This window comes from Polaromonas sp. (genome assembly GCF_039930745.1).
Taxonomy (GTDB): domain Bacteria; phylum Pseudomonadota; class Gammaproteobacteria; order Burkholderiales; family Burkholderiaceae_C; genus Polaromonas.
This window is the reverse complement of the sequence record NZ_JBDTTH010000062.1, coordinates 1-26,192: the sequence shown is the minus strand read 5'-3', so window position 1 is coordinate 26,192 and position 26,192 is coordinate 1. Positions and strand designations below refer to the sequence as shown.

At 63.6% G+C, this 26,192-nt stretch carries 21 protein-coding genes; 8 read left to right on the top strand and 13 right to left on the bottom strand.

Annotated features, from left to right (window positions below; all coding sequences use genetic code 11):
- A partial coding sequence (locus ABI660_RS16705; protein ID WP_348070148.1) for a DUF455 family protein occupies positions 1 to 241 on the top strand: 241 nt, incomplete at its 5' end.
- Here ABI660_RS16705 and ABI660_RS16700 read toward each other — a convergent pair.
- Positions 216 to 4,124 (bottom strand): autotransporter domain-containing protein, encoded by a 3,909-nt coding sequence (locus ABI660_RS16700; RefSeq protein WP_348070146.1) that lies wholly within the window; start codon positions 4,122 to 4,124, stop codon positions 216 to 218. The two genes, ABI660_RS16705 and ABI660_RS16700, sit on opposite strands and share 26 nt — an antisense overlap.
- A gap of 113 nt (positions 4,125 to 4,237) precedes the next feature.
- A complete protein-coding gene (locus ABI660_RS16695) occupies positions 4,238 to 7,078 on the bottom strand; it encodes an autotransporter domain-containing protein (protein ID WP_348070144.1) in 2,841 nt (946 codons plus the stop codon).
- Positions 7,079 to 7,305: 227 nt separating this feature from the next.
- Between ABI660_RS16695 and ABI660_RS16690 the strand changes: the two genes are divergently transcribed.
- From ABI660_RS16690 to ABI660_RS16680, 3 genes are all read left to right on the top strand, one after another.
- On the top strand, positions 7,306 to 8,016 hold the full coding sequence (locus tag ABI660_RS16690) for a response regulator transcription factor (RefSeq protein WP_348070142.1): 711 nt from the start codon (positions 7,306 to 7,308) through the stop codon (positions 8,014 to 8,016).
- Entirely contained in the window at positions 7,926 to 9,842 is a 1,917-nt protein-coding gene (locus ABI660_RS16685; RefSeq protein WP_348070140.1) for an ATP-binding protein, read from the top strand. Before ABI660_RS16690 ends, ABI660_RS16685 begins: the two co-directional genes overlap by 91 nt.
- A 256-nt stretch (positions 9,843 to 10,098) precedes the next feature.
- Positions 10,099 to 11,394 (top strand): class I SAM-dependent methyltransferase, encoded by a 1,296-nt coding sequence (locus ABI660_RS16680; protein ID WP_348070139.1) that lies wholly within the window; start codon positions 10,099 to 10,101, stop codon positions 11,392 to 11,394.
- A gap of 87 nt (positions 11,395 to 11,481) precedes the next feature.
- On the opposite strand, the gene ABI660_RS16675 is transcribed toward ABI660_RS16680, so the two are convergent.
- From ABI660_RS16675 to ABI660_RS16665, 3 genes are all read right to left on the bottom strand, one after another.
- Positions 11,482 to 12,492: a tripartite tricarboxylate transporter substrate binding protein gene (locus ABI660_RS16675; RefSeq protein ID WP_348070137.1), complete on the bottom strand. Its 1,011-nt coding sequence runs from the start codon at positions 12,490 to 12,492 to the stop codon at positions 11,482 to 11,484.
- A gap of 235 nt (positions 12,493 to 12,727) precedes the next feature.
- Complete coding sequence (gene xerD, locus ABI660_RS16670; protein ID WP_348070135.1) at positions 12,728 to 13,630, bottom strand: site-specific tyrosine recombinase XerD; 903 nt, start codon at positions 13,628 to 13,630, stop codon at positions 12,728 to 12,730.
- Between the two features lie 118 nt (positions 13,631 to 13,748).
- On the bottom strand, positions 13,749 to 14,723 hold the full coding sequence (locus tag ABI660_RS16665; RefSeq protein WP_348070133.1) for a tripartite tricarboxylate transporter substrate binding protein BugE: 975 nt from the start codon (positions 14,721 to 14,723) through the stop codon (positions 13,749 to 13,751).
- 392 nt (positions 14,724 to 15,115) lie between these two features.
- On the opposite strand from ABI660_RS16665, the gene ABI660_RS16660 reads away from it, so the two are divergent.
- Positions 15,116 to 16,021, top strand: a complete 906-nt coding sequence (locus tag ABI660_RS16660; RefSeq protein WP_348070150.1) for an AEC family transporter — start codon at positions 15,116 to 15,118, stop codon at positions 16,019 to 16,021.
- A 15-nt stretch (positions 16,022 to 16,036) separates the two neighbouring features.
- Here ABI660_RS16660 and ABI660_RS16655 read toward each other — a convergent pair whose 3' ends face one another.
- Positions 16,037 to 16,801 carry a TOBE domain-containing protein gene (locus ABI660_RS16655; RefSeq protein WP_348070131.1) on the bottom strand — a complete coding sequence of 255 codons (765 nt, stop codon included), beginning with the start codon at positions 16,799 to 16,801 and terminating at the stop codon, positions 16,037 to 16,039.
- A 76-nt stretch (positions 16,802 to 16,877) separates the two neighbouring features.
- Between ABI660_RS16655 and modA the strand changes: the two genes are divergently transcribed.
- The 3 genes from modA to modC are packed head-to-tail and all read left to right on the top strand — an operon-like array spanning position 16,878 to position 19,407.
- A complete protein-coding gene (gene modA, locus ABI660_RS16650; RefSeq protein WP_348070128.1) occupies positions 16,878 to 17,624 on the top strand; it encodes a molybdate ABC transporter substrate-binding protein in 747 nt (248 codons plus the stop codon).
- A gap of 23 nt (positions 17,625 to 17,647) precedes the next feature.
- A complete protein-coding gene (modB, locus tag ABI660_RS16645; protein WP_348070126.1) occupies positions 17,648 to 18,331 on the top strand; it encodes a molybdate ABC transporter permease subunit in 684 nt (227 codons plus the stop codon).
- On the top strand, positions 18,331 to 19,407 hold the full coding sequence (gene modC, locus ABI660_RS16640; protein ID WP_348070123.1) for a molybdenum ABC transporter ATP-binding protein: 1,077 nt from the start codon (positions 18,331 to 18,333) through the stop codon (positions 19,405 to 19,407). Before modB ends, modC begins: the two co-directional genes overlap by 1 nt.
- 37 nt (positions 19,408 to 19,444) lie before the next feature.
- Here the strand turns inward: modC and ABI660_RS16635 are convergent, their stop codons facing one another.
- From ABI660_RS16635 to fdhF, 7 genes are all read right to left on the bottom strand, one after another.
- Positions 19,445 to 20,209: a molybdate ABC transporter substrate-binding protein gene (locus tag ABI660_RS16635; protein WP_348070121.1), complete on the bottom strand. Its 765-nt coding sequence runs from the start codon at positions 20,207 to 20,209 to the stop codon at positions 19,445 to 19,447.
- Positions 20,210 to 20,247: 38 nt separating this feature from the next.
- Positions 20,248 to 21,081: a substrate-binding domain-containing protein gene (locus ABI660_RS16630; RefSeq protein ID WP_348070118.1), complete on the bottom strand. Its 834-nt coding sequence runs from the start codon at positions 21,079 to 21,081 to the stop codon at positions 20,248 to 20,250.
- A complete protein-coding gene (locus tag ABI660_RS16625; RefSeq protein ID WP_348070116.1) occupies positions 21,078 to 21,779 on the bottom strand; it encodes a phosphate ABC transporter ATP-binding protein in 702 nt (233 codons plus the stop codon). The genes ABI660_RS16630 and ABI660_RS16625 overlap by 4 nt, the downstream gene beginning before the upstream one ends.
- The gene (locus ABI660_RS16620) at positions 21,776 to 22,507 is read right to left on the bottom strand and encodes an ABC transporter permease (RefSeq protein WP_348070113.1); all 732 of its coding nucleotides are present in this window, start codon (positions 22,505 to 22,507) and stop codon (positions 21,776 to 21,778) included. The genes ABI660_RS16625 and ABI660_RS16620 overlap by 4 nt, the downstream gene beginning before the upstream one ends.
- A gap of 108 nt (positions 22,508 to 22,615) precedes the next feature.
- Positions 22,616 to 22,840 (bottom strand): formate dehydrogenase subunit delta, encoded by a 225-nt coding sequence (locus ABI660_RS16615; RefSeq protein WP_348070111.1) that lies wholly within the window; start codon positions 22,838 to 22,840, stop codon positions 22,616 to 22,618.
- Entirely contained in the window at positions 22,840 to 23,658 is an 819-nt protein-coding gene (gene fdhD, locus ABI660_RS16610; RefSeq protein WP_348070108.1) for a formate dehydrogenase accessory sulfurtransferase FdhD, read from the bottom strand. Before fdhD ends, ABI660_RS16615 begins: the two co-directional genes overlap by 1 nt.
- Positions 23,655 to 26,192, bottom strand: a 2,538-nt coding sequence (gene fdhF / locus ABI660_RS16605; protein WP_348070106.1) for a formate dehydrogenase subunit alpha, incomplete at its 5' end; no start/stop codon positions are given. The genes fdhD and fdhF, both read right to left, overlap by 4 nt.

Below are 26,192 nucleotides of genomic sequence, written 5' to 3'. Positions count from 1 at the left end.
CATCATCCTGCGCGACGAGATCGGCCACGTCGCCATCGGCAACCACTGGTACCGGAATCTGTGCAGTGAACGAGGACTGGATCCGGTGGCGACCTATGCCGTACTGGCCAAACAGTACGGCGCGCCCCATCTCAAGGGCCCGCTGAACCTGGACGCACGCCGCGCCGCCGGTTTTGACGAAGCCGAGCTGGCCCTTCTCGATACCCGCCCTTTACCTACCAGCGCACCCGCACGCCCATGAGCGCCGAGAGGTTCCGCTGGCGCTGGTTATGTTCAAGCTGCACGTCGGCGAACAGGTCAACCCCGTGGCCGACACGGCCTGATGCCCCCAAGCCCAGGATCAGTGTGTCGCGCTTCAGTGCCGCCCCCGAAACCTGAAACGGCGCAGCCGTTGCCGCGCCCTGGAACTGCGCCGTCATCGGCATGTTCAGGTCGCCAAACTCATGCGCCCAGATCACACGCGGCTCCAGGTGAACGCTTCCCGTCTCAAAACCCGCTTTGGCACCCAGCAAGGATTTGGTGGAGGTGACGGTTTGTCCAGCCACTTGCAGGTTGAGCGCGCCAGCTCCGGTTTCCGTAAAACCATCCGCCTTGTTTCTGCTGAGCGAAAGCCCGGCCAGCGGCTGCAGCATCCAGCCATTCATCGCGATGGAATAGCTGGCCTCGCCGTAGACCGCGAGCGTGTTGCTGTCAAAGTCTGACGAAGCTACCCGGTTCAAGGCACCCACAACGACGTTGCGATCAAGATGGTTCTTGACCCAGCCCATGCTGGCCGAGCCGCTGAGGTTCCACGGGCCGGCGGCGTAACTGCCATACACGGCGACTGCGCTGCCGCGCGCCTTGCCCGTCTCGTTGTTGTCGGTAGAAAGCCGCGACGCGCCGCCCGTGGCCGCAATGCCGACGCGAACGCCATCCTTCACTTCAGCATCAAATCCAATGCTCAGGCCAATGCTGCGCAGTTGGCTGGCGGCCGCGTTGCCGTCGCTGCCGGTGTTGCCGTAACCACCGTAGCCACGGACCCACAGGCCTTTGCCATTGGCGTCGGGTGAAGAAGACGGCGAAGAGGCGCCGCCGGCCAATGAAAACTTCTGTGGCGCTGAATCGGACACAGGCGCCATCAAATCAGAAACACGGTCATTCGCCGCAAGAAGCACGGGACGATTGCTGAACGAGTTAACCAGGCCACCTCCTTCACCGCCTTGCACTGCGCCCAGTCGAGCCTGCAATTGCCTGCCAAAGCCAGCCGCAAAGCTGGCACCGGCGTTGCGCAGAGCGACGAGGCCGGCACCACTTGTAGCGTCGTAAGCCGCGCGTGCCTGCGCCGCTGAAAGCCCTGTCAGCGCTGTCTGCACCGCAGCCATGTCGCCTGTTGCGCCTGCGTTCGCATTCTGCAAGGCGGTTGATGTGGCGATCTGGTTCGGTGTGATGGCGATTGAGGCGAAGCTGATGTCGTTGCGCGCCAGAGTCAGAAAGACGTTGTTGGCATCGTAACCCAGCGTAGGCGTCAGGAAAGCGAGGTTAGAGGTGACCCCGGCAAAGTTGCCGGTGCGGCCACCCGCTGCATTGAGGATGGTGTAAGTTGTGTTGGCGGCATAGGTGCCGGCGCCGGCCTGCACATCGACTGTGCCGCCAGTGATGGTTGCCGTACCGCTGGCATTGATGCGGTCGTTCGCACCGGCTGCATCCACTTCCACCCGGTAGATGGAGCCTGCTGCAAAGTTGAGGTTGCCGTTAACCGTGAGCGTGCCTATCGAGTTACCCGGCGCCAACACACCACCTGAAGCGATAGTTGTATTCCCAAGCGTGCCGTTGCCTCCGAGGATGCCGCCGTTATTGACGGTCACAGCCGAGTTGCCGATCGAGCCGTTGACGGACAGCGTGCCGGCGTTGATGTTGGTTGCGCCGCTGTAGGTGTTGGTGCCGCTCAGGATCAGGTTGCCTGCGCCTTGCTTGGTCAGAGAGCCTGTGCCGCTCATGGCGCTGGCGTAGGTGCCAACGCTGGCCTGGTCAAAGGTCACAGCGGCGTTGTTGAGGATGTTGCCCTGCAGACTGGTGCTGCTGCCTTGCAGTATCCCGCCGCTGACGGTGGTGCCGCCGCTGTAAGTGTTGGCGCCCGTGAGTACCAAGGTGCCTGCACCGGTCTTGTTCAGGAAACCGGTGCCGCTCATCTGGCCGGCGTAAGTGCCAGTGGCCGCCTGACTGAATATCACAGCAGTGTTGTTGATGATGTTGCCCTGCAAGCTGGTGGTATCGCCCTGCAGCGTGCCGGCGGTAACGGTGGTGCCGCCGGTGTAGGTGTTGGCGCCTGACAGTCCCAAGACGCCGGCGCCGATCTTGGTCAAGTTGCCGGTGCCGCTCATGGCCCCTGCGTAGGTGCCTGCCGTAGTTTCCGCAAAGATCACATCGGCGTTGTTGAGGATGTTGCCCTGCAAGCTGGTGCTGTTGCCTTGCAATGCGCCGCCGCTGACGGTGGTGCCGCCGCTGTAGGTGTTGGTGTTCGTGAGGATCAGGTTGCCCGTGCCTGTCTTAGTGAAGGCGCCCGTGCCGCTCATGACGCCGGCATAGGTCCCGGCAGTGGCTTGGTTGAAAGTTACCGCGGCGTTGTTAGTGATGTTGCCCTGCAGGCTGATGCTGTTGCCTTGCAGTATCCCGCCGCTGACGGTGGTCCCGCCGCTGTAGGTGTTGACACCGGTCAGGATGAGGTTACCGGCGCCGGTTTTGCTGAAGGCGCCGCTGCCGCTGATCACGCCGCCAAAGCTGGTCGAGCTGTTGTTGCCCCCGGCAGTGAGTGTGCCCGAACCGAGGGTGACGTTCCCGCCCGCTGCACCGCCGCCTGCCAGTGAGCCAACGGTCTGGTTGAAGTTGTTCAGGTCCAGCGTTGCGCCGGCGATATCGGCTACCGTGACAGCGCTGCTGCCGGCCAGCGTATTGGCGGCACCGGCCCGCAACGTACCACCGTTGATCGTGGTGCCGCCACTGTAGGTGTTGGCACCTGTCAGGATGAGGTTACCGGCGCCGGTTTTGGTGAAGGCGCCCGTGCCGCTGATCACGCCGCCAAAGCTGGTCGAGCTGTTGTTGCCGCCGGCGGTAAGCGTGCCCGAGCCGAGGGTGACGTCCCCGCCCGTTGTGCCGCCGCCTGCCAGTGAGCCAATAGTCTGGCTGAAGTTGTTCAGATCGAGCGTTGCGCCGGCCGTGTTGGCCAGCGTGACAGCGCTGCTGCCGGACAGCGTATTGGCGGCACCGGCCCGAAGCGTGCCGCCGTTAATTGCGGTGGCACCGCTGTACGTGTTGGCACCGCTCAAGATAGTGGTGCCGGCGTAGTGGTTGACCACGCCGGCACCGGTGATCCTGGGGCTAAAGGTATAGGCGGTGTCGGTGTGGTTGAAGTTCAAGCTGCCGGTGCCCGCGCCAAAGCGCAACTCGCCTGCCGCCACCGTGCCTGCCGCCTGCGCTGGGCTGGCCGCCGCGGCGCCGATGTTCAGCACGCCGGTGGAGCCAGCGAACGAACCGACGTTAATCACGCCGGTGCCACTATTGACGGACACGTGCCCAGCGTTTGCGACGGTCAAGGTGCCGGCACCGTCGGTGCCAAGCGTGAGGTTGGCGCTGTTGGTCCAGGTGGAGCCCGCGCCGGTCACTGTGGCATTGCCGATGGCGCCGGCGAAAACGCCGAGGTTCACAAAGGTATTGCTGACCGTGCCGCCGTCCTGCACGGTCAATGTGCCGGTGCCTCCGAAGCCGACATAGAGGCGATCGGTGTTGGTCCAGTTGGAGTTCACGCCGGTCACCGTGACATTGCCGGTGGAACCGGAGTCATAACCGATGTGACCAACTAAATTGCTCACAGTGCCGCCGGCCGACACAGTCAGTGTGCCGGTGCCGGTGTAGCCAACCAAGAGGGCGCCACCGATGTTCCAGGGGCTGGTCCGGGGGACAGGCACGGTCACGCTGGCGCCGTCGATGTAGACGTCCTGTGCCCCGACCGAGGAGCAGACTGAAGAGCCGATCAAAACCAGCGCCACAGCGGCGCCGCTGCTGCGTTTGCCGCAGGCTCGGGTGATTTCAGAGACGGCGACCCAGGCACCCAAGGCTGCGTTCCAGATGCTGCGGTGTGTAGTGTTCATGGTGGTGTAAATGGAGTGACGTTTTTGCTATCAAATAAATAGCTGCTTGCGCCCGTATCTATTGGGCTAGAGGCCGATTTTCTTTGTCATTCTTCGCTGAAACCTCTTTGGGCCTACCATCGCACCCGCACCCCCATGAGCACGGCCAGCTTGTTCTGACGGCTGTTGTGTTCGGCCTGTAGATCGGCAAACAGGTCTACCCCTTGGCTGATGCTGCCGCTGGCGCCCAGGCCCAAGATCAAGGTGTCGCGCTTGAGCGCTACGCCAGAGACCTCAAACGGCGAAGCGGCGGCTGCGCCCTGGAACTGCGCCGTCATGGGCCGGTTCAAGTCACCGAACTCATGCGCCCAGACCACTCTTGGTTCCAACCGGACGCTGCCCGCTTCAAAGCTGGCTTTAGCTCCGAGCAGGGATTTGGTGGAGTTGATGGTTTGACCTGCCACCTGCAGGTTCAAGGCACCGGCGCCGGTTTCCGTAAAGCCTTCGCTCTTGTGGCGGCTCACGGAGAGCGCGGCCAGAGGCTGCAGCGTCCAGCCGTTCATGGCCATGCTGCAGCTCGCCTCGCCATAGGCAGACAGCGTGCTGCTGTCAAAGTCAGAACTTGCTGTGCGACTTAAGGCGCCTACCGTGACGGCACGGTCCATGTGGTTGCTGCTCCTGGCGGCGCTGGCCGAGCCTTTGAACGTCCAGGGGCCGGCGGCATAACTGCCATAGACCGCCAGTGCGCTGCCGCGTGATTTGCCGGTGCCGGTGTTGGTGTCAAAGGCAAGGCGGGCGGTGCCGCTGCTGAGAGCTGCACCGAGAACCAGGCCTTCGCCCACCTCGGCATCAAAGCCGGCGCTGAGGGCGCCATTGCGCAGTTTGCTGGCAGCGGCGTTGCCGTCGCTGTCCGTGTTTTGTTGGCCTCCCGAGCTGCGCAGCCAGAAACCGCGCCCTTGGGATGAAGATGAAGAAGAGGAAGCAGCGCCACCGCCCAACGAGAACTTCTGCGGCGAGTCAGAAACAGGCGCCATCAAATCAGACACACGGTCATTCGCCGCAAGAAGCACGGGGCGGTTGCTGAACGAATTAACCAGGCCACCTCCTTCACCGCCTTGTACCGCACCCAGCCGCGCCTGCAGCTGATTGCCAAAGCCAGCCGCAAAGCCGGCGCCGGCGCCGCGCAATGCCACCAGGCCGGCCCCGCTGGCCGAGTCATAAGCGGCACGCGCCTGCGCGGCGGAAAGACTCGACACGGCATTGATCACCGTGCTCATGTCGCCGCCGGCACCCGCCACCGCGTTTTGCAGTGCGGTCGCGGTGGCGATCTGGTTGGGCGTGATCGCGATAGCGCTGAAGCTGGTGCCATTGCGCATCAGCGTCAGGAAGACGTTGTTGGCGTCATAGCCCAGCGTTGGCGTCAAAAAAGCGAGCTCCGTCAAATTCCCACTCACCCCATCAAAACGCCCCGTCACGCCTGAGGCGTTGAGCAGTGTGTAGCGGGCGTTGACCGCATACGTGCCCGCAGCGGCTTGCACATCGACTGTGCCACCGTTGATGGTTGCCGTGCCGGTGGCATTGATGCGGTCGTTGTTGCCGGCGGCATCCACTTCCACGCTGTATATCGAGCCGGCGGCAAAGCTGAGGTTGCCTGCAACGTTCAGCGTGCCGATCGAATTGCCCGGTGTCAGCATGCCGCCTGCCGCGATGCTGGTGTTGCCGACCGTGCCGGAGCCACCCAAGGTACCGCCACTGTTGACGGTGACATTCGAGTTGGCAATCGAGCCGTTGACACGCAGCGTGCCGCCGCTGACGGTAGTGGCGCCGGTGTAGGTGTTGGCACCGGTCAGGATGGTGGTGCCGGCGTAATGGTTGAGCACGCCGGGACCGGTGATCCGCGTGCCAAACACATAAGCCGCGTCGGTGTGGTTGAAGTTTAGGCTGCCGGTACCCAAACCGAAGCGCAGTTCGCCCGCCGCCACGGTGCCTGCCGCCTGCGCGGAGCTGCCAACCGCGGCGCCGATGTTCAGCACGCCGGAGCCAGCGAACTGAGCGACACCAAGCACGCCGGTGCCACTGTTGACGGACACGTGCCCAGCGTTTGCGACGGTCAAGGTGCCGACACCGCTGATGCCAACCGTGAGGTTGGCGCTGTTGGTCCAGGTGGAGCCCGCGCCGGTCACCGTGGCATTACCGATGGCGCCGAGGAAACGGCCGATAGACCCGAAGCTATTGCTGACCTTGCCGCCGTTCGACACAGTCAGTGTGCCCTGGCCGTCGCGGCCGACTAAGAGCTCGCCGCTGTTCGTCCAGGTGGAGTTCGCGCCGGTCACCGTGGCATTGCCGACGGCGCCGGCGTCGAAGCCGACGTACCCATCACCGGCACTGCTGACCGTGCCGCCGTTCGACACGGTCAGTGTGCCGTTGCCTCCGTTGCCGACACGGAGCTGGCCGTTCGTCCAGCGGGTGCCCGCGCCGGTCACCGTGGCATTGCCGACGGCGCCGGCGTCGAAGCCGAGGTACCCAGTGGCGCTGCTGACCGTGCCGCCGTTCGACACGGTCAGTGTGCCGGTGCGGGTGTTGCCGACGTGGAGGACGCTTTGGTTGGACCAAGTAGAGCCCGCGCCGGTCACCGTGACATTGCCGGCGCCGGCGCCGAAGCCGATGCCGAGGTACGCCCCCCCGGTATTGCTAACCGCGCCCCCGTTCGACACAGTCAGTGTGCCGGTGCCGGTGTCGCCAACCAAGAGGGAGCCACCGATGTTCCAGGGGCTGCTCTGGGAGACAGGCACGGTCACGCTGGCGCCAGCGTCGATGAAGACGTCCTGTGCCCCGACCGAGGAGCAGACTGAAGAGCCGATCAGAACCAGCGCCACGACGGCGCCACTGCGTTTGCCGCAGGCACGGGTGATTTCAGAAACGGCGACCCAGGCGCCAAGGGCTGCGTTCCAGATGCTGCTGTGTGTGGTGTTCATATCGGTGTCATTGAATTGATTTTTTGCTACCAAATCGATAGCTGCTTGCGCTTACCCGTCATGGGCTAGAGGCCGATTTCTTAATGCTGTGATCGACCGGCTGTGCGCTGCAATGCGCCGGACGTCGGCCCGATTGGCTCCCGTTCAGTCTTGTGACAAAAGTAGCGCTTAAGATACAAAAGACACGATTTACCAACAATCCCCGAAAACAGGTAAAAACCGGGCCCATGCAACTCAATTCGCAAGAAGAAGTCCTCCCTGTCTCGCTCAGCCCCGCGCTGGTGGTCGAGGATGACCCGGTGATGCAGCGACGTTTGTGCCGCGTGCTGGCCGCCGCGGGCTGCGCTGTGGAGCAGGTTGCCATCGCCGACAGCGTGGCCCAGGCCCGGCGCTTGCTGGCAGAGCGCAGCTTCGGGGTGGCGCTGGTGGACATCGGCCTGCCGGACGGCAGCGGCATTGACCTGGTCGGCGAGCTGCAAGCCCGTCACCCGCTGCTACCGGCCGTGGTCATTTCGGCTTTTCGTGCCGATGACATCATCCTGGCTGCGCTGCGGGCCGGTGCCATTGGCTACCTGCTCAAGGAACGCGATGACCTCGAACTGGAACGGGCGCTGCGCAGCATTGCGCAGGGCGGCGCGCCCATAGACCCGGCCATTGCCCGGGGCATTCTGGCGCTGCTGACCCGGCCGCAGCCGGTCACCCCTGACACAGTGGACACGGCGAAGAAAACGACGACGCCTGAGATGGCGCTGAGCCGCCGCGAAAACAACATCCTCGAGCTGGTAGCCCAGGGCCTGAGCAACCGCGAGATGGCCGAAACACTTTCCATTTCCAGGTTGACCGTCGAATGCCACACCAAAAACATCTATCGCAAGCTGGCCGTGAACTCGCGCACCGAAGCGGTTTACACGGCACGCACGCGCGGTTTGCTGCGCTGATTTTTGGGCTGCTGGCTGGCCTGTGTCTGTGGCTGGCGGTGCCGACCACGGCGCGTGCGGAGCAGCCGCCGCTGCGCATAGAGGCGGTGCGTGCTGAAGGCTGGCAGGGCGAGGTGCCGCCTGCCGACGGCTGGACGCCGGTGGTGCTGCCTGACACGTGGGCGCAACGCTGGCCCGGCTTCGACGGCGTGGTGTGGTACCGCTTGCAATGGGAACAGCCTGCAGACGCCCCAGAAGCAGGCGTGCTGCTGGAATATCTGATCATGGCAGGCGCGGTCTGGCTGAATGACACGCCGATCAGCCGCGATGCCAGCCTGGTGGAGCCGTTGACCCGCGCATGGAACACGCCGCACTACTGGCTCATAGCGGCGCCCCTGCTGCGCCCGGGCGCCACCAACACGCTGCTGGTTCGGGTGTCGGGCCTGGCGGCCTACCAGGCAGGGCTGGGCCCGGTCACGGTCGGGTTGCCTGCGGCGATTTGGCCGCAGTACGAACAACAACGCAGTGTCCGCCGCGATCAGCAGCTGTTCGGACTGGCGATCAGCACCGTGGTGGCGGTGTTCTTCGGGGTGTTGTGGGTGCTGCGGCGGCGGGAAACGGCGTATGGCTGGTTCGCGCTGATGTCCTGCCTGTGGCTGGTCTTCGCAAGCAATCAGGTCGTGACCAGCCCTTGGCCATTTGCCAGCACCGACGGTTGGCAGGCTTTCAGCACTTCCTCCCTGATGGCTTTTTGCTGCAGTTTCCTGATTTTTGCCTTGCGCTTTTGCGAGCGGCGGCTGCCCCGCTTTGAAGCCGGGGTGGCGTTGCTGGCACTGGCCTGCTGGCTGGACCTGTGGCTTGCCGCGCCGGCAGAGATGGGCTTGCACCGCAGCCTGTGGACCGTGGCCGCGATCTTGGTTTACACGCTGGCCAGTGGCGGTTACCTGGTCTACGCCGGCCTGGTGCGAACGCGGCGCATCTTCGCGCTCGCGCCTTTCATGCTGGCGGGCTGTGTGGCGGGCGTGCACGATCTGATGGTATTTCTGCAACTCATTGACAGCAACGTCTATTACTCGGCCATGGTCTCGTATGTCACCGTGTTCGGTATGGCACTGGTGCTGGCCGGGCGCTTCGTGCAAAGCCTGCAGCGCATCGAAAATTTCAACACGGAGCTGATCGGTGAGGTGGAAGCGGCCAGGACAGAGCTGGCGAACACGCTGGCGCAGCGCCACGCGCTGGAACTGGCGCATGCGCGCATTGGCGAGCGGGTCAACCTCGCGAGCGATCTGCACGACGGCCTGGGCGGCATGCTGGTTGGCAGCATCGCAACACTGGAGAACGCGCCCCACAGCCAGTCAGCACCGCAACTGCTCGCCATGCTCAAAAGCCTGCGCGACGACCTGCGGCTCATCATCGACGCCACCGGCCGGGACGATGGCCAGCGCAGCTTCGGTGAACTGCTGGCGCCACTGCGGCACCGCACGACACAACTGCTGGACGCCAACGGCATCGAGTGCCGCTGGCAAGTGGCGGGCCTGGACAGGCTCGAACTGCCGCCATCGCAAAGCCTGGAGCTGCTGCGCTTTCTGCAGGAGGCGCTGACCAACGTGCTCAAGCACAGCGGCGCCAGGTTCGTGGACGTGAGCTTGCTGCGCAGCGGGGACGCGTTGTTGCTGGCGGTACAGGACAACGGTTGCGGCTTCGTCCAAAAAGCCGCCGAACAGTCCACCGGCGCCGGGCTGCGCAGCATGCGGGCACGGGCACACCGCCTTGGCAGCGCGCTGCAACTGGAATCGCCACCGGGAAAAACGCGGGTAGCGCTGCAGCTCGCCCTGCCTGGCAGTTGATCCTGGTGGTGCACGCGGACAGAGGCAGTTCGCACGCTGCATAAATGGAACCGTGGGGGTATGGGGTCAACCGGTTAAAACAATAGAAGTAACCCGCTGCTCTGGAGCCCGGTCAATTCGAAACAATCCGTTTTCTCCTACAGACGAAGCCCTGAACTTCAAGCATATTCGGGATGCCAATGGGTCGATGGCAAGCGGGTCACGCCCGTGGCTTTGATAGTTCCAGACCCGGTTCAACGTCGACAGGAGTGAGCCCATGATCCGGCATCTCGTTCCAAAGATTGAGTCCCAAATCGTTCGCCTGCCGTCTCCGGTGGCCGTGCAATTGCCCGCGGGCCAGCTTCTCGGCCCGCCCGGTGCACCAGTCAAGATGTCGTTTTCCCGCTGGTCCAGCCTGGCACGCTTGAAAGCCGGACAGATAGGAGCGCTGGCTGAAGATTTCGTGGAAGGCCAGCTCAAGCTGGAAGGCCGCATGCGCGATGTGATGGCGGTGGCCGCCAGCCTGCTGCCGGCCAACCCCTTGCATACCGACCACGGCTGGTGGAGCGCCCTTCAGCGCCAGATACGGGCGCTGCGCGCGCACTCACTGGAAAAAGACGCTGAACAAATCCAGTTTCACTACGACGTGTCCGACAATTTCTATGCGTTGTGGCTGGACCCGCGCCGCGTGTATTCCTGCGCCTATTATCGGGACGAAAACATGACATTGACCCAGGCGCAGGAAGCCAAGCTCGACCACATCTGCCGCAAGCTGATGCTGCAGCCAGGAGAGCGTTTCCTCGACATAGGCGCCGGTTGGGGCGGCCTGCTGCTGTGGGCCGCCGAACATTACGGTGTCGACGCCACCGGCATCACGCTGTCCAAAAATCAGCACGCCCATGTGCAGAAAATCATTGAAGACAAGGGTCTGCAAGGCCGGGTCCGCATGGAGTTGCGAGACTATCGCCACCTGGACGAAAGCCAGCCCTTTGACAAGATTTCATCGGTGGGCATGTTCGAGCATGTGGGTCGGGCCAACATGACGGCGTATTTCAGCAAGATCGGGCGCCTGCTCAAACCGGGTGGGTTGGTGATGAACCACGGCATCACGGCCGGAGGGCCGGACAACGACCAACTCGGCGCCGGCATGGGCGACTTTATCGAGAAATACATTTTCCCCGGCGGTCAATTGCTGCATGTCAGCGACGTGCTCAACCATATGGCGCGTGGTGGACTGGAAATGGTCGACACGGAAAACCTGAGGCCTCACTACGCCCGCACCTTGTGGGACTGGTCGGATGCGCTGGAAACCCGCCTGGAAACGGCCCAGCAGGTTCTTGCCATCGACAGCGGCAGCGTGCGCGCCGAAAAAACCCTCAGGGCCTATCGCCTCTACCTGGCCGGCAGCGCCATGAGCTTCGAGCGCGGCTGGCTGGCGCTGCACCAGATGCTGGCCACCCGACCGGCAGATGGCGCGCCCAACCAGGCCATCCAGGGCGCGCAGAGCAGCTACCCCTTCCGGCGCGACTACATCTACGCACCCTCTGCTGCAACGGGTGCGCTGCCGGGCTGAGCACCGGCTTTACAACAAAATCTGCCCTCAGCCCTTACAGGACGGGCGCAAGCAGCTATGTTATCAATAGCACGCTACGCCCTGCGTTCAATCCGCCTTGATGTGCGCCGCCTTGATGATGCGGGCGTTGCTGTCGGACTCCTGCGCGATCTGGCGGGCAAACGCCGCGGCGCTGCCTGCCGTCGGCAGGTTGTCGGCACCAAGCAGGCGCTGGCGTAATTCCGGCGTCTGCAGCGCCAGGTTGATTTCGTTGTTCAAGCGCAGCAGCACGGCCTCCGGAATCTGGCCCGGCGCAAACACGCCGAACAGTGAACTCAGGTTGGCTGGCGGCAGGCCGAGCTCGGCAAAGGTCGGCACCTGCGGCAAAGTGTCAACCCGCGCCGGGGCACCCACCGCCAGCGGGCGCAGCTTGCCGGACTTGATGTGCGGCATCACCGCAGCGCTGAGGTTGGTGGAAAGTACCTCAAACTGCCCGCCCAGGGCATCCGTCAACTGCTGGCCACCGCCTTTGTAGGGCACGTGGGTGAACGCCAGCTTGGTGCCCTGCTGCACCTGCTCAAGCACGATGTGGCCCACCGTCGCCAGCCCGGAGGTGGCCCAGCGCACGCTGCCGGGTCTGGCCTTCGCCAAGGCCAGCATGTCCTTGAAGTCCTTGCCTTCGAAAGCCGGGGTAGCGAGCAGGACCACCGGCGAATACATGACGCTGGCCACTGGTGTAATGTCCTTGGCCGGGTCGTAGGGCAGCTTGCCCAGATGCGGGTTCAGCGCCAGCGGGCTGATCGACGAAAACCCCAGCGTGTAGCCGTCGGGCGCCGCCTTGGCCACCAGATCCATGCCTATGCTGCCACCTGCGCCGGCACGGTTTTCAACAAGCACCGGCGTGGCCAGTTGCTGCGCCAGCCTGTCGGCCAGCGCCCGCGCAATGTTGTCGCTGATGCCGCCCGGCGGGTAAGCCACCACAATGCGGATGGGGCGTGCCGGCCAGGCCTGTGCAAAGGAAATGGAAGGCAGTGCGGCGGCGCACAGCGCGAGCACAGACAGGACCAGCAGGCGGCGGCGCGAAGGGTTCAATGACACGAATTTTTCTGATGTGAACATTGCCATATTTTGCCTCGCGGCCCGAGTCACGGCCAAAGGTGGGCACTTCGCTTTTTCAAGCAGGGGCCGCGGATCTGGCTTCACCAGTCCGCAGGCGCAGCGGCCCCCTCGGGGCTGGAGCCTGCGGCTCCGAACCTGCTTGGGCAGGTTTGGACAGGCACCAGAAGCGAAGCCTCGGCGAGTGGCGGCCTGCAAGGTGCGGGAATTACGCGAAGCGAATGACCGTGGGGGCCAGTCACCCTCGGGGATGATGCAGCGCGTGCAGCGCCTTCAAGCGCTCGCGCGCCACATGGGTGTAGATGGTGGTGGTGGAAATATCGGCATGGCCCAGCAGCATCTGCACCGCGCGCAGGTCGGCGCCGTGGTTGAGCAGGTGGGTGGCGAAAGCATGGCGCAGAGTGTGCGGCGACAGCGGCGAATGAATGCCTGCACGCTGCGCATATTTCTTGACCAGCATCCAGAACATCACCCGGCTCATGCCGCTGCCGCGGCCGGTAACAAACAGGTCGTCGGTCTGTTGCCCACCCAGAATCTCGGGACGTGCTTCAGCAAGGTAACGCTCGATCGCCTGCCGCGCCACCTGGCCGAAGGGCACGAGGCGTTCCTTGCTGCCCTTGCCCATGACCCGCAGCACACCCTCGTTCATGCTGGTGTGGAAGGTCTTGAGCCCGACCAGCTCGCTCACACGCAGGCCGCTGGCATACATCAGCTCCAGCATGGCGCGGTCGCGCAGCCCGAGCGGCGTGCCGTCATCGGGCGCGGCCAGCAGCGCCTCTACCTGGGCTTCCGACATCAGTTTGGGCACGCGCAGCGCCTGTTTGGCCGACTGCAGTTTGAGCGTGGGGTCGGCCGTGATCAAACGTTCCCGCAGGGCCCAGTGGAAGTAGCGCTTGAACACCGTCAGCCGGCGGTTGGCCGAGGTGGCCTTGGTGGCGCTGTGCCGCGCCGCGAAATAGCCGTGGATGTCGCTCTCCAGCGTTTCATCCAGCGCGCGGCCGCCCTGCTCTTTGGCACTCAGCCAGACGGCGTACAGCGAGAGATCGCGCCGGTAGGCGGCGAGCGTGTTTTTTGACAGGCCGTCTTCCAGCCACAAGGCGTCGACAAAGGCATCAATGCCGGACTGGCTCTGGGGATTCATACCGGGACGATAACAAAATCAGAAGAATGCAAAAACGAGCTGGCAAAAAAATACCCCGCAAGGCAGGCGGCCCGCGGGGTATCCGGTGACAGGACGGGCTTTGTTGCCCGCCAGCGGCTTAGTCGAGCTTGAGCCCGGCGGTGTCCACCACTTTTTTGTAGACCTCGTACTCGGCCTTGATCTGCGCGGTGAACTGCGCCGGCGTGTTGCCGACGATGATGGAGCCGGTGTCTTCAATGCGTTTGCGCACCGCCGGGTCCTGCAGCGCCTTCAGGGCGCCGGCGCTGACCTTGTCGACCACTTCCTTCGGCAAGCCCTTGGGTCCCAAAATGCCGTAATAGGCCATGCGGTTCACCGGCTCCAGGCCAACTTCCTTGAAGGTCGGCACGTCCGGCAGCACGGCCAGGCGTGTGGGCGCAGCCACCACGATGGGAATCAGGCGTTTTTGCTGGATGAAAGGCAGCGCCGAGGGAATGTTGTCAAAAATGACCTGCACCTGACCGGCCACCGTGTCGTTCAGGGCCGGGCCGGCGCCGCGGTAGGGAATGTGCGTCACGAAAGCGCCGCTCAAGTTTTTGTACAGCTCCATCTGCAGGTGGCCGATGCCTCCGGTGCCTGACGAGGCATAGGAGTATTTGCCGGGGTTCTTCTTGAGCTCGGCAATGAACTCCTTGTAGTTGCGGGCCGGGAAGCTGGGGTGTACCGCAATGATGTTGGGCGTGGCCGCAATGTTGATGATGGGCGTGAAATCCGTCAGCGGGTTGTACGGAATCTTGGTGTTGATGGCCGGGTTGGCCGCCGTGGTGGACACCGTGGCCATGCCCAGCGAGTAACCGTCAGGCGTCGAACGCACGGTTTCCAGCGCGCCGATGACGCCGCCGCCACCGGCCTTGTTTTCAATGATGACGGTCTGGCCCAGCGCCTTGCCCAGCGGCTCGGCAATGACGCGCGCAACGATGTCGGTGGTGCCGCCCGGCGCAAAAGGCACTTGCAGCTTGACGACCTTGTTCGGATAAGCCTGGGCAAACGCCGAACCTGCGGTCGCAATGGCCAGCGTCAGTGTGGAAAGGGTGAGCAGATAACGGCGTTGCATAACGGGTTCCTTGAAAAAATAACAGTGGCTATCGTAAACGCAAGCTTCGGGCCTGCCTCTTGTGGATAACGCTTAGGAGCGCGTTGCCTGACTCCCGCCATGCGCGTTCGGATCCACAACGGGATGATTTGCTCGCCAACACCACGCAGCGTGTGCTGAAGCACACGCAAGGGGTTTGGTGAGGAAAGCGCCCGTTTTGGTCCGAACCCGAAGGGGCGTGGTTTTGCGGGCGATCCGCTTCGTTACAAAACCAGGCAAGGCGTGCAGCCTTGCCTTGGGTTTTGCGCCTCACGGCTCATCCCGCAAAAGCCCCGCCGCGCACAGCGCGAGTCAGGCAACGCGCTCCCTAGGGCAAACCCGAAGCGCTCAGGACTTTGCGTTATTCTCACCGGGTGAACTACGCGCAACTTCTTTTCCCCGATTTTTCCTTGATCCTGTGTGGCTACCTGGTATGCCGTTACACCGCCCTGAACCGCACTGTCTGGCAACAGGTGGAAAGCCTGGTGTATTACTTCCTGTTTCCGGTGCTGCTGTTCCAGTCCATCGTGAAAAGCCCGCTCGATCTGGGCGCCGCCTCCAGCCTGATCGCCGCCGGGCTGCTCATGGGTGTGCTCGGTATTGCCCTGGCTTATTCGCTGCCATATCTGCCCTGGCTTGGTGCCCACATTGACAGGCGCGAGCACGCTGGCAGTGCGCAGGTCGCTTTTCGCTTCAACTCTTTCATCGCGCTGGCGCTGGCCGAACGGCTGGCCGGCGCCGAAGGCCTGCTGCTGATCGCGGTGCTGATCGGCGTGTGTGTGCCGCTGTTCAACGTTGGTGCGGTCTGGCCCATGGCGCGCCATGCCAACAGCGGCTTCCTGGGCGCGCTGGTAAGGAATCCCCTGATCATCGCGACCGCGACCGGCCTGGCGGCCAACCTGTTGGGTTTGCACATCCCGGTCTGGATGGACCCCACCCTGAACCGCATAGGCGCGGCATCCCTGGCGCTGGGCTTGATGGCAGCCGGTGCCGGCATGCAATTCGGCAAACTGGCCCGGGCCAAAACCCTGGCGGTTGCGCTGCTCGCCATACGCCACCTCCTGATCCCCCTGATCGCCTGGGGCCTGTCCTGGGTATTTCGCCTGTCGCCGGTGCAAACCACCGTGCTGCTGGCCTTTTCAGCCCTGCCCACCGCCTCAAGCTGTTACGTACTGGCGGCGCGCATGGGTTACGACGGCGCCTATGTGGCCGGTCTGGTCACGCTCTCCACCCTGTTGGGCATGTTCAGCCTGCCGTTTGCGCTGGGCGTGTTGCGTTAAGGAAGTTGCGCTCAGCTACGGGGCAACCGCGATCACCACGGCCGACTCATCAACACTGGCCACGGCCGAGCTGTGCACCTTCAGCCCGTGGCCTGGGCCGGCAAAACCGACCAGTTGCAGGCCTCCATCCAGCTCCAGCGCCACCTCACCGCCACCAGCGGCGCGCGATACACGTTTTGTTCGGCCCTGCAGCAGGTTGACCCCTTCGCTGCTAGCCTCCGCTGACACCTTCACTGCAGTCGCCTTGCACAGGGCCAGAACCTGCTGGCCCGCGCGCAAGGCCAGCAGTTGCGCACTCTCCCGGGTGATACGTGAAAAAAGCAGCATTCCACCGGTCAACACCAGTTGCACGCGCAGCGCCTGGCCTTGCGCGCGTAGGCCCGCGACCGTGCAGGGGAGCTGATTGCGCATGCTGGTGCGCAAACCCAGCGCAGCCAGCGACGAGGAGCCGGGAAGCCTGTCTCCCTTGCCCGCCAACCGTGCCAGCACCTCGCTTCGTGCCAGCGCCAGTTCATCCGCAGCCTGCAATAGCTCGCGGCCTGCGTCAGTCAGGCGCGCACCGCCGCCGCCAGAGCCGCCAACCATGCGTTCGACCAGAGGCACACCGGCCAGGTTGCTCAGCGTATCGACTGCTTGCCAACCCGCCTTGTAACTGACGCCGGCGGCACGTGCAGCCTCTGAAATGGAGCCGGCTTCGCCGATACGGCGGAGGATGTCGAGGCGCTTGTCAGCCGCATCGTGGCCAAGTGCGCCAGCGATCTGGAGTCGGGTTTTCTTCATGGGCGCATTGTCCACCCGGGGCCTTGTCCGAGCGGTATACTTTCGCTATTCCTTTTTAGAATAGCGAGGCCATGCCGTGACATACTCCCGCCTGCTGGCCGTCCTGGCGGCATGGACATTGGGTTCGGCGCACGCTGGCGAAGTCACGGTGGCGGTGGCCGCCAACTTCGCTGCGCCCATGCAAGCCATCGCTGCCATTCTGGAAAAAACCACCGGGCACAAGGCCGACATCGTCACAGGCGCGACGGGCAGGTTCTACGCACAGATCAAAAACGGAGCACCCTTCGACGTGTTTCTGGCGGCCGACAATGAAACGCCTGGAAAAATGGAAGCGGAAGGGCTCGCAGTGCCGGGCAGCCGCTTCACTTATGCGAAAGGCAAGCTGGTGTTGTGGTCAGCCAACCCTGCACTCATCGACGCACAGGGGCAGGTGCTAAAAACCGGTGACTTCAGGAAAATCGCCATTGCCCAGCCGAAAGTGGCGCCTTATGGCGCAGCCGCCATGGAAACCATCACCCAACTCGGTCTTGCCGGGCGGCTGGGCCCGCGGCTGGTTCTGGGTGAAAGCATCGGGCAAACCTTCAGCTTCATTTCGACCGGCAACGCAGAGCTGGGTTTCGTCGCCATGTCACAAGTCTTCGAAGGCGGCAAACTTAAAAGCGGGTCGATGTGGGCAGTGCCCGCCACCTTGTACCGGCCCATCGTGCAGGATGCCATCATCCTCACGCGCGGTAAAGACAACCCTGCCGCGACGGCCCTGGTTGCCTTGCTGAAGTCCGAGCGCGTCAAAGACCTGATCCGTTCTTACGGCTATGCGCTGTAACGGAATCCGGACAGGAGAACCCTTTGCTCAGTGACGCAGACCTCGGGGCGATAGTACTCACCATCAAGCTGGCAGGGCTGGTCACTTTGATCCTGCTGCTGATTGGCACACCCGTGGCCTGGTGGCTGGCGCGCACACGGTCATGGTTGAAGGTTCCGGTGGGTGCGGTGGTGGCGCTGCCGCTTGTACTGCCTCCCGCCGTACTTGGCTTTTACCTGCTGGTGGGCATGGGCCCGAATGGACCGCTGGGCCAGCTCACGCAGTCGCTGGGTTGGGGCGTGCTGCCATTCACGTTTTGGGGACTGCTGGTGGCGTCGGTGTTTTACTCGATGCCGTTCGTGGTGCAGCCACTGCAAAACGCTTTTGAAGCCATCGGCGATCGGCCGATGGAAGTGGCGGCCACATTGCGCGCTTCGCCGCTTGATACTTTTTTCAGCGTGGTGCTGCCGCTGGCCCGCCCCGGTTACCTCACCGCCATGGTGATGGGGTTTGCGCACACTGTGGGTGAATTCGGCGTGGTCCTGATGGTAGGGGGCAACATACCCAACCAGACCCGCGTTGTCTCCGTGCAGATCTACGACCATGTCGAAGCCCTTGAATACGCCGACGCACACCGCCTGGCGGCCGTCATGCTGGTGTTTTCCTTCGCCGTGCTGTTGGCGTTGTATGCGCTGAACCCGACCGGCAGCCGGAAGAAAGGCCGCTGATGGACCGCATCCTGGCCGATTTCAGAATCAGTTATCCGGGCTTCACGCTCGACGTTCAGCTTGATCTGCCTGGGCGCGGCGTCAGCGCGCTGTTCGGCCGCTCGGGTTGCGGTAAAACCACCTGCCTGCGCGCCATGGCCGGGCTGGAACACGCGCGCGGCCGCCTGGAGATCGCCGGCAGTGTCTGGCAAGACGATGCACAAAACTGCTTTTTGCCCACGCACAGCCGGCCGCTCGGTTATGTGTTCCAGGAGTCCAGCCTGTTTGCGCATCTCACCGTTCGTGGCAACGTGGAGTATGGGATGAAGCGCATCCCCACATCCCAACGCCAGGTGTCACTGGACCAGGCTGTGGACCTTCTGGGCATTGCGCCGCTGATGGACCGGAAACCCGAAACCCTGTCGGGCGGAGAACGCCAGCGCGTCGCCATCGCTCGGGCCCTCGCCAGCAGTCCCCGTTTGCTGTTGCTCGATGAGCCGCTGGCAGCCCTCGACGCGCAGCGCAAAAGCGAAGTGCTCCCCTACCTGGAGCGGCTGCACAGCCAGCTCGATATCCCGATGCTCTATGTGAGCCACGCCCTGGACGAAGTGATCCGGCTGGCCGACACGCTGGTGGTGCTTGAGCAAGGCCGCGTCGTGGCCTCGGGCCCGATGGCACAGACACTGGCGCGCATCGACACGACCCTCGTGCTGGGCGACGACACAAGCGCGCTGCTGGAGGGCACGGTGACGGAACGCGACGAGCGCTGGCATCTGGCGCACATAGGCTTTCCGGGCGGCGGCCTGTGGCTGCGCGACAGCGGCCTGGCGGCGGGATCCCGCGTGCGCGTGCGCGTTCTAGCCCGCGACGTGAGCATTGCCACGCAGGAACCGCAAGCCACCAGCATCCAGAATGTGCTTCCCTGCGCGGTGCGAGCCATCGCTCCCGACACCCACCCGTCACAGCAGCTGGTGCAACTGATGTGTGGTGAGTCGTTGCTGTTGGCGCGCATCACTGCGCGCGCATGTGAGGCGCTGGATCTGGCGCCGGGCAAGCCTGTCTGGGCTCAGGTGAAATCGGCCGCGCTGGTCGGGTAGCGCTGGTTCAGCGCACCGCGGAGGCACGCACTTCTCCTCAAGGCTGGCCGAACCCGTGACGCTGAAAGACAGTCTGCGCAGGCGGCGACAGGATGAACTGTGCGAGCCGCGTTGCGTCAGCACCTGTGTCGACTCGCCAAGTCAACCCGTAGCTGGCTGCCACCTGGAGAGCGGCCGGCATGGCAACAATTTTCAGCCGCGGTACCTCGCGCCGGGCCGCCACGGCATTGGTGCAATACGTCAGGAACAGGTCGGCCTTGCCTTCGTCCATCACCCAGGCGTAGGTGCTGCGGCCTGCCGGCGGCTTGGGCGAGTCGGCGCCGCCCGTGAGTTGCAGCGCCTTGGCATCAAGCGCGGCATAGGTGCCCGGCTGCACGGCATCGGCGCGGCGGAACAAGGCCCAGGCGTAGTCGCCTGAGGGATCGGCCTTGGGCGTAGAGGTGCCGACGCGTATGGATGGCCGCAGCATGGTTTCAAGCAAGGTATCGGGCGTCGCATCAACTGACGGCGATGCCAGCGCGCACATCAGGTTGCGGGCGAAAACGACTGGCGACTGCCAGCCGCCAGCCTGCGCCAGCCGCTGCGGGTGGTCGGTGTCGGCCGAAGCGAAAATCTGCGCACCCTCGCCCTTCTCGATACGCTCGCGCAGCAAACCGGAAGCGCCAAAAGTCAGCGTCACCTTCCGACCGGTTTCCACTTCAAATTGCTTTGCCACTTCGGTGAGCGCTTGGCGCAGGCTGCCCGCCGCATAGAGCTGCACCGGTGCGGCCTCCGGTTGGGTGCGCACGGTCTGGGTCGTCATGAGCAGCGCCGCAAGAACAAGCCAGCCCTCGCACCGCATCACTTCACCGCGTTCGGGAAGAACAGCTGCTCGCCGCCAATCTTGTAAGACGCAATCACACCCTGGCCTGTTGGAGAAACGATCCAGTCCACGAACTTCTGGGCGTCTGTGGATTTCAGGTGCGGATGCCTGGCAGGGTTCACAACCATCACGCCGTACTGGTTGAACAGCTTGGTGTCGCCTTCAACCAGCACCGCCAGGTCAGCACGGTTCTTGAAATTCAGCCAGGTGCCACGGTCGGTCAGGACGTAAGCATTGGACGATGCACCGATGTTCAGCGCCGGACCCATGCCACAGCCGCATTCCTTGTAGCCGCTGCCTTTCCTGTCCACCATGCCCGCCTGCGTCCAGTAGCGCAACTCGGCCGCATGCGTGCCGCTTTTGTCACCGCGCGAGATGAAGGGCGCGTTGATGGCGGAAATTTTCTGCAGCGCCGCACCAATGTCCTTGCCCCTGGTTCCTGCGGGGTCGCTTTTCGGTCCTACCAGCACGAAGTCGTTGTACATCACCGGAAAGCGCTTGACGGAAAAACCGTCAGCCACGAACTTCTCCTCAGCCACCTGGTCGTGCACGAAGAGCACGTCGGCATCACCGCGCCGCGCCATGTCGATGGCCTGGCCCGTGCCCACCGCCACCACTTTGACGTCCATTCCGCTGGTCTTCTTGAACTCGGGTAACAGGTAGCCAAACAGTCCCGACTGCTCGGTGGACGTCGTTGAAGCCATGGTGATGGATTGGGCCCACGCGCCATGCGCTATTAAATTGCTAGCTGTCAGCGCAAGTACCACAAGGGCAAAAGGCCGAAATGATGAGGAAATTTTCCTGAAATTCATGTTGTTTCTCCTTTAACGAACAAATCAGCCTCGCGCGATGTTTCACCCAGGCGCGGGCCGTTGAAAAACTCCTGCGTCGGCAGGTCGGCCAGCACGCGGCCCATTTCGAGGTACACCACACGCGTCGCCAGACGCTTGACCTGGCCCAGGTTGTGGCTGGCAAACACCAGCGTCATGCCGGTTTCTGCGAACTCGGCCATCAGCGCCTCCACCTCGCGCTTGGCATGCGGGTCCAGGCTGGAGGTGGGCTCGTCCAGCAGCAGCATGTCGGGCTGCAGGCTCCAGGCGCGCGCCAGAGCCAGCCGCTGCTGTTGCCCGCCGGAAAGTGCGCGCGCATTGCGCAGGGCCACCTCGCCCATGCCGACGCGCCCAAGCGCAAGCAGAGCCTGCTCTTTCGCCAGCTTCCATGGGGTACCGCGAATCCATAGCCCCAGCGCCACGTTGTTCATGGCGCTGGTGCGCAGAACAAAAGGCCGCTGAAACAGCATGGCCTGCCGCATGGCGCTGTCGCGCAGCACAGAGCCGCGGCTGGGCGGTATCAGGCCGTGCAACACGCGCAGCAGGGTACTTTTGCCGCTGCCGTTGGCGCCGATCAGTGCCACGCGTTCGCCCGCCGCTATGCGCAGCTCAACACCGCTCAGCGCAGTCACGGCGCCGAAACGCAAATCCACGGCCTTGAGCTGCAACAGAGCGCTCATACCGCCGCCCCCAGCAGCATGGGCTGCCCGTCGCGACCGACGCGCCAGCGCCGCACGGCTGCAATCAGCGCATTGAGAACCAGCACCACGCCCAGCAACACCATGCCCAGCGCCAGCGCCAGCGGCAAATCGCCTTTGCTGGTTTCCAGGGCGATGGCCGTGGTCATCACACGCGTGAAGCCGTCGATGTTGCCGCCGACTATCATCACGGCGCCCACTTCAGAGATGGCCCGGCCGAACGATGCGATCACCACGGTGAGCAAGGCATACCGCTCGTCCCAGGCCAGCAGCCAGCTGCGCAGCAGCGGGCCCGCGCCCAAGGACCGCAGTTGCTCGCCATTGGCCTGGTCCGCGTCCTCCACCACCTGTCGCGTCAAGGCGGTGACCACAGGCAGCACCAGGATCGCCTGCGCCAGCACCATGGCCTTGAAGGAGAACAGCCAGCCAAGGAAGCCCAGCGGGCCAGAGCGCGACAGCACGAGATAGACGACCAGGCCGACCACCACCGAAGGCAGGGCCAGCGAAGTATTCAGGACGGTGAGGAAAGCCCCCCGCGCGGCAAAACGCGCAACACCCAGCCAGGCACCCAGCACCAGGCCGGCGCTGCAGGCAATCAGACAGGCGCAGGCACTGACAGCCAGCGACCGGAGGACGATGCTGCCGAGCAGGGGATCCAGGGAGGTCATCAGCGAAAAGGCCGTGCCGACGCTGTCAGAGAAAGTGTTCATTCAGGAAAATGTTGCACTTTATCGTAGAGGCTGTGGCCTTTGGCGGCCATTGGGAGTCACGAGCTATGAACTGTAATACATAGGTCGCATGGCGCCGTGTTGAACACGTCAACCGAGCAGGCTGCGATGCCGGGCCACCGCTTGCGCCATGGTCTCGTTCAATTCGCTCATCCCGGCACTGTCGATGTGCGCAAGAAATTCTTTTCGCATGCGCGGCTCCCAGAAGCGCCTGATGTGCTGTGCCGCGTCTTCCAGCGCCTGAGCGCGGTCGGGCATGGCTTCAAAGAAGTCGCCGATCTGGTTGGCCATCTTGATGAGGTGTTCGATATGCATCACGCAATTCGTTCGGGATGGGAGTAAACCACCAGGTCCTCGTCGCGGACAAAGCCTGCGAGCGTCAGACCGCTCGCCTGCGCGGTGGCAGCGGCCAACGACGTGGCGGCAGAGATCGCAGCCAGCAGGGGTGCACCGGCCAGCACAGTCTTTTGTACCATTTCGAAGCTGGCGCGGCTGGTGACGGCGATGAAACCGTCTCCTGCAGCGATGCCCCCGATTGCCAGCGCACCGACCAGCTTGTCCAGCGCATTGTGGCGGCCCACGTCTTCGCGCAACAGCCGCACCTGGCCGTCAGCGGCGCACCAGGCGGCCGCATGCACCGCACCTGTGGCCTGCTGCAACACCTGCAGGGCACGCAATTCGTTCATCGCACAGGCCACGGCTTCGCTGCGAAATACCGGGCCGGAAGCCAGAACCGGCAGTTGCCGCGCCACTTGCGTCAAGCTCTCGGTGCCGCACAAGCCGCAGCCGGTGCGCCCGGCCATGGTGCGGCGGCGATCCTTGAGCCGCGCGAACGCGCCGCTGGCCACCTCAAGCTGCAGCGTGATGCCAGCCTCGCTGACCTCCTGCTCCACGCCATACAGCTCATGCGGCCCGCTGAGAATTCCTTCGCTGAGCGAAAAGCCCAATGCAAAATCATCCAGATCCAGCGGCGTGGCCAGCATCACCGCATGCGAAATGCCGTTGAATTCCAGCGCTACCGGCACCTCGTCCGCGACCCAGTCCTGCGTCTCGAAAGGCAGGCCCTTGCGCTTGCCGGTGACCCGCAGCGCCTGCGCGCCGCCCCGCGCCAAAAAGGCGTCGTCCGGCTTCATTTGCCCACCAGCTCGCTCTGCGGGGTGCGTGTCTCGAGCAGGCCTTCCTGGATACGGTTGAAGCGGCTGTACTCCTGCTGCCAGCTGGAGGGCTGCATCACCTTCATCAGCTGCACGGCCGTCACCTTGAACTCGGGGCAGTTGGTGGCCCAGTCGGAGTTATCGGTGGTGATCACGTTGGCACCCGACTCGGGAAAGTGGAAGGTGGTGTAGACCACGCCCGGCTGCACCTTCTCGGTGATGATGGCGCGCAGCACGGTTTCGCCGGCGCGGCTCTTGATACCCACCCAGTCGTCCTGCTTGATGCCGCGCTCTTCAGCGTCATGCGGATGGATCTCGATCCGGTCCTCGCTGTGCCACTGGTTGTTCTCGGTGCGGCGCGTCTGCGCACCCACGTTGTACTGGGAGAGGATGCGCCCGGTGGTCAGGATCAGCGGGAACATGCGCGTCACCTTCTCGTGCGTAGGCACGTACTTGGTGATGATGAACTTGCCCTTGCCGCGAACGAAGGTGTCGATGTGCATGGTCGGCGTGCCTTCGGGCGCGTCGTCGTTGCAGGGCCACTGAATGCTGCCCAGTTCGTCGAGCTTCCTGTAGCTCACACCATGGAAGGTTGGGGTCAAGGCCGCAATCTCGGCCATGATTTCTTCGGGGTGCTTGTAGTTCATCGGGTAGCCGAGCGCGTTGGCCAGCTTCTGCGTCACTTCCCAGTCGGCCAGGCCCGGCTTGGGCGGCATGACCTTGCGCACGCGCGAAATGCGGCGCTCGGCATTGGTGAAGGTACCGTCCTTCTCCAGGAACGAGGTGCCCGGCAGGAACACATGGGCGTACTTGGCGGTTTCGTTGAGAAACAGGTCCTGCACCACGATGCACTCCATCGCCATCATTGCCTCGGCCACGTGCTGGGTGTTGGGATCCGACTGGACCACGTCTTCGCCTTCACAGTACAGGCCCTTGAAACTGCCGGTGATGGCGGCGTCGAACATGTTGGGGATGCGCAGGCCCGGCTCGGGACTGAGCGTCACGCCCCACACATCTTCGAAGGCGTTGCGCGCCACCGTGTCGGACACATGGCGGTAGCCTGGCAACTCGTGCGGGAAGGAGCCCATGTCGCAGGAGCCCTGCACATTGTTCTGGCCGCGCAGCGGGTTCACGCCCACGCCTTCGCGCCCGACGTTGGCGGTGGCCATGGCGAGGTTGGCAATGCCCATTACCATGGTTGAGCCCTGGCTATGTTCGGTCACGCCCAGGCCATAGTAGATGGCGCCGTTCTTGTGTCCGTCAAAGCCGGTGGCAAACAGGCGGGCCGCGCCGCGCAGTTGATCTGCCGGCACGCCGGTGATTTTCTGCATGGCCTCGGGGGAGTTCTCCGGGCGCGAGACGAACTCGCGCCACTCGTTGAACGACTTCATGTCGCAGCGCTCGGTGACGAATGCTTCGTCGATCAGGCCCTCGGTGGCGACAACGTGGGCCATGGCGGTGATTACGGCCACGTTGGTGCCCGGCTTGAGCTGCAGGTGGTAGTCGGCGCGGATGTGCGGTGACTTCACCAGGTCGATGCCGCGCGGATCGACGACGATCAGCTTCGCGCCGGCGCGCAGGCGTTTTTTCATGCGCGAGGCGAACACCGGGTGGCCGTCGGTCGGGTTGGCGCCTATCACCATGATGATGTCGGATTTGTCCACCGACTTGAAGGTCTGCGTACCGGCCGATTCGCCCAGCGTCTGCTTCAATCCATAGCCGGTGGGCGAATGGCACACGCGCGCACAGGTGTCAACGTTGTTGTTGCCGAAGGCGGTACGTACCAGCTTTTGCACCAGGTAGCCCTCTTCGTTCGTGCAGCGCGAGGACACCAGGCCGCCGATGGAATCCACGCCGTACTTGGCCTGGATGCGTCGGAATTCGCCGGCGGCGTAGTTGATGGCCTCATCCCAGCTCACTTCCTGCCATGGATCGCTGATGTTCTTGCGGATCATGGGCTTGAGCACGCGGTCCTTGTGGGTGGTGTAGCCCCAGGCGAAGCGGCCCTTCACGCAGGAGTGGCCCTCATTGGCCTTGCCATCCTTCCATGGCACCATGCGCACGACTTCGTTTCCCTTCATCTCGGCCTTGAAGCCGCAGCCCACGCCACAGTAGGCACAGGTGGTAATGACGCTGTGCTCGGCCTGGCCCAGCCAGATCACGGACTTTTCCTGCAAGGTGGCGGTGGGACAGGCCTGCACGCAGGCGCCGCAACTCACGCATTCGGATTCCATGAAGGATTCGTCCTGGCCCGCTGATACGCGCGACTCGAAGCCCCTGCCTTGAATAGTCAGTGCGAAAGTCCCTTGCGTTTCCTCGCAGGCGCGCACGCAGCGGTTGCAGACGATGCACTTGCTCGGGTCGTAGGTGAAGTACGGGTTGGACTCGTCTTTCTTGTCCTTGAGGTGGTTGGCGCCGTCGTAGCCGTAACGCACATTGCGCAGGCCGGTGACACCAGCCATGTCCTGCAATTCGCAGTCGCCGTTGGCGGCGCAGGTCAGGCAATCCAGCGG